At 39.0% G+C, this 4,970-nt stretch carries 1 protein-coding gene; it reads left to right on the top strand.

Translation table 11 applies throughout. The features are described 5' to 3' along the window. Nucleotides 1-4,970: Hia/Hsf adhesin N-terminal domain-containing protein (locus tag EO114_RS07755; protein WP_164723804.1), on the top strand; the 4,970-nt coding region annotated here is incomplete at both ends.

The following is a 4,970-nucleotide window of genomic DNA, read 5'->3' as shown; positions in this document are numbered from 1 at the left end:
ACAACAGCTACACAATTAGGCAATGTAACATCTGGCTTGGACAAATATGGTGATACAGTAGATGGAAAAGAAGTTCCAGGTTCTACAAAAGCGAATAATGGCTTAGTAGATTTATCCAAACCAGCAAATGGAGATGAACCAAAAGTAAGCGATAACACAGCTGCTACTGTAGGTGATCTACGTAACATGGGTTGGATTGTATCTTCTAACAAAACAACAGGCGAAAATGGTGCAGTCACTACTGATGAATACTCTGCAACAGTGAAAAACGCTAACGAAGTGAAATTTGTAGGCGAAGGTACAGCTGTCGTATCTGGTAAAACAGATGACCAAGGTGTTCGTACAATCACTGTAAAAGTAGATGACCAAACGTCTACAAACAATGCGGTAACACCTGTGGTGTACACAGATAAAGATGGTAAACAAGTATATCCAACTGGTAAAACAGATAAAGATGGAAACCAAATCTTCAATACTAAACCAGATGGAAAAGGCGAGGATGTAACAGGTCCTGTTAAAACAACAATTAATGGACCAAAAGGAACCACAAGTCCAGCATCCTTGAGCAATGTGAAAAACAACATTCCAGCAGTGAATGATGCTGATAAAAAAGTAACAAATGCTGATGGAACAGATAAACCAGATGCAGGTAATGTAGCAAACATTAACAAAGCGCCATTGACAGCAGAAGAAGCAGCGGACTTGTTGAAACCAACAACAAAAGATGGCAAATCAAATCCTAACTTCGTAGGCAACAATGCAGCCACAGTATCTGACGTATTGAACGCAGGTTGGAATTTACAAAACAATGGCACTGCGAAAGACTTCGTGAAACCATATGACACTGTAAACTTCGTGAACGGTTTAAATACAACAGCGGTTGTAACAACATCTGATGATGGTACAACAAGCAATGTGACATACAATGTAACAGGCTTGCCTGTGACATACACAACAGCAGATGGTATACCAGTATCCAAAATTGGAGATAAATTCTACAAAGTAAATGACAAAGGTCAACCAGTAGATGAACAAGGTAACCCAAGCACGAAAGTGAACAACAATGGAGAACCTATCGATGGTAATGGCAATGTGATCAACCCAATTGATACAGCGGCAAAACCATTGAAAACATCCTTGGTAAACCCAGCACCGGAAACTAATAAAACTGGCACAACAAGTCCAACAACTTTGGATAATGTAACTAGCAAATTAACAAATTATAGTGACCCAGAAGTTAATGGTAAAGCGCCAGTTCGTAATAACTTAGTAGACTTGTCTAAACCAGAACAAGGTGAACCGAATGTAAGCGATAATACAGCCGCTACTGTAGGTGATCTACGTAACATGGGTTGGATTGTATCTTCTAACAAAACAACAGGTGAAAATGGTGCAGTCACTACTGATGAATACTCAGCAACAGTGAAAAACGCTAACGAAGTGAAATTTGTAGGCGAAGGTACAGCTATCGTATCTGGTAAAACAGATAATAAAGGTGTACGTACAATCACTGTAAAAGTAGATGACCAAACGTCTACAAACAATGCGGTAACACCTGTGGTGTACACAGATAAAGATGGTAAACAAGTGTATCCAACTGGTAAAACAGATAAAGATGGTAACCAAATCTTCAATACTAAACCAGATGGAAAAGGCGAGGATGTAACAGGTCCTGTTAAAACAACAATTAATGGACCAAAAGGAACTACAAGCCCAACATCCTTAAGCAATGTGAAAAATAACATTCCAGCAGTGAATGATGCTGATAAAAAAGTAACAAATGCTGATGGAACAGATAAACCAGATGCAGGTAATGTAGCAAACATTAACAAAGCTCCATTGACAGCAGAAGAAGCAGCGGACTTGTTGAAACCAACAACAAAAGATGGCAAATCAAATCCTAACTTCGTAGGCAACAATGCAGCCACAGTATCTGACGTATTGAACGCAGGTTGGAATTTACAAAATAATGGCGCTGCGAAAGACTTTGTAAAACCATTCGATACTGTGAACTTTGTAAACGGTGTGAATACGACAGCCGTGGTGACTACATCTGAAGATGGAACCACAAGCAATGTGACATACAATGTAACAGGATTGCCTGTAACATACACTACAGCAGATGGTACACCAGTATCCAAAATTGGAGACAAATACTACAAAGTTAATGAACAAGGTCAACCATTGGATTCCAATGGTAAGCCAGCTACAAAAATCAATGAAAATGGAGTGCCTGTTGGTGAAGATGGACAACCAATTTCTGAAGTTAATATTACAGATACTCCATTAACATCTAAATTAGTGAATCCAAATGCTAAAAATACAGATGCTGAACCAAATAAGAAAACTACAGATCCTACACAATTAGGAAATGTAACATCTGGCTTGCAAAAATATGGTGATACAGTAGATGGAAAAGAAGTTCCAGGTTCCACAAAAGCTAACAATGGTTTAGTTGATTTATCTACACCAACAGATGGGGCAAAACCTAAAGTAAGCGACAATACAGCCGCTACAGTAGGCGATTTGCGTAATATGGGTTGGATTGTATCTTCTGACAAAACAACAGGTGAAACAGACAAGGCCTATACAGATACAGTGAAAAATGCTAACGAAGTGAAATTCATTGGCGAAGGTACAGCTATCGTATCTGGTAAAACAGATGGCAATGTACGTACCATCACTGTAAAAGTAGATGACCAAACGTCTACAAATAACTCAGTTACACCTGTTAATTACACAAAAGCAGATGGTACTAAGGTATATCCTAAGACTGTGACAGATCCAAAAACAGGTAAAGAAGAAGTTAAATTCTTTGAAAATCCAGACGGATCTGGTGCAGAAGTTCCAAAAGGTGATGTGGTTACATCTATCAATGGACCAGAAGGCACAACAAGCCCAACTACATTGAAAAATGTGAAAAACAACATTCCAAATGTAAATGATGGCTCCAAAACAATTACAAATCCTGATGGTACAGAAAAAACAGGCGATGTAGAAAATATCAACAAAGCGCCATTAACAGCAGAAGAAGCAGCAGCATTAGCAAATCCAAAAACAAAAGATGGACAAACAAATCCTAAGTACATTGGTAACAATGCAGCTACAGTATCTGACGTATTAAACGCAGGTTGGAATTTACAAAACAATGGAGCAGCCCGTGACTTTGTGAAACCATTCGATACTGTGAACTTTGTAAACGGTGTGAATACGACAGCCGTGGTGACTACATCTGAAGATGGAACCACAAGCAATGTGACATACAATGTAACAGGATTGCCTGTGACATACACTACAGCAGATGGTACACCAGTATCCAAAATTGGAGACGATTATTATACAGTGAATGATAAAGGTCAACCAATTGACGCAAATGGTAAGCCAAGTACGAAGGTGAATAAAGATGGTAAACCTGTGGATGAAAATGGAAATGTTATCAAACCAATCGATACAACTGCAAACCCATTAACCTCTTCTTTGGTGAATCCAAATGTTAAAAATACAGATGCTGAACCAAATAAGAAAACTACAGATCCTACACAATTAGGAAATGTAACATCTGGCTTACAAAAATATGGTGATACAGTAGATGGAAAAGAAGTTCCAGGTTCTACAAAAGCTAATAATGGTTTAGTAGATTTATCTACACCAACAGATGGGTCAAAACCTAAAGTAAGCGACAATACAGCTGCTACGGTGGGTGATTTGCGCAATATGGGTTGGATTGTATCTTCTGACAAAACAACAGGTGAAACAGACAAGGCTTATACAGATACAGTGAAAAATGCAAATGAAGTGAAATTTGTAGGCGAAGGTACAGCTATCGTATCTGGTAAAACAGATGACAAAGGTGTACGTACAATCACTGTAAAAGTAGATGACCAAACGTCTACCAATAACTCAGTTACACCTGTTAATTACACAAAAGCAGATGGTACTAAGGTATATCCTAAGACGGTGACAGATCCAAAAACAGGTAAAGAAGAAGTGAAATTCTTTGAAAATCCAGATGGATCAGGTGCAGAAGTTCCAAAAGGTGATGTGGTTACATCTATCAATGGACCAGAAGGCACAACAAGCCCAACTACATTGAAAAATGTGAAAAACAACATTCCAAATGTAAATGATGGTTCCAAAACAATTACAAATCCTGATGGTACAGAAAAAACAGGCGATGTAGAAAATATCAACAAAGCGCCATTAACAGCGGAAGAAGCAGCAGCATTAGCAAATCCAAAAACAAAAGATGGACAAACAAATCCTAAGTACATTGGTAACAATGCAGCCACAGTATCCGACGTATTGAACGCAGGTTGGAACTTACAAAATAATGGAGAATCTCGTGATTTTGTAAAACCATATGATACAGTGAACTTTGTCAATGGTCTTGGTACTACCGCGGTGGTAACAACTCGTGAGAATAACACGGCAAGTGATGTTACATTTAATGTAAAAGCAGCTAATGGTTCTGTAACGGTTGACGAAAATGGCGTGAAAGTAACTACTGGTGAAATGAAACCAGCAGTAGGTACGGATAATAAGGAAACAGGAGCTATTGCTACACCTGCAGATCCAGCAACAGCTAAGCAATTAAAAGAAACCTTAGCAGCTGCTGAAAAAGACTTGTCTGCAGCAAGAGAAGCTTTAAAAGAAGCAGAGAAAGCATTAGCGGCAGATCCAAAAGATCCAGCATTACAACAAGCGGTGGCAGATAAGAAAGCTGACGTAGCTGCTAAACAAACACCAGTAGACGCAGCACAGAAAGCGCATGATGAGGCAGGATTGAATAAAGTGGCTACCGTACAAAATGTAGCGGAAGCAATCAACAATGCGGGCTTCAACTTGAAAACATCTGCTGACGGTGGAGAAAAACTTACTGGAACTAAGGATGATGGAGAGTTAATTAAACCAAGCAATACTGTAGAAATGGTAGCAGGCAATAACTTGACTGTGAAGCAGGATGCAAATGG

Origin of the sequence: Veillonella sp. 3627, assembly GCF_003992195.1 — a bacterium.
Lineage (GTDB): Bacteria > Bacillota > Negativicutes > Veillonellales > Veillonellaceae > F0422.
The sequence above is the reverse complement of the archived record's forward strand: the minus strand, read 5'-3'. Positions and strand labels throughout refer to the sequence as shown.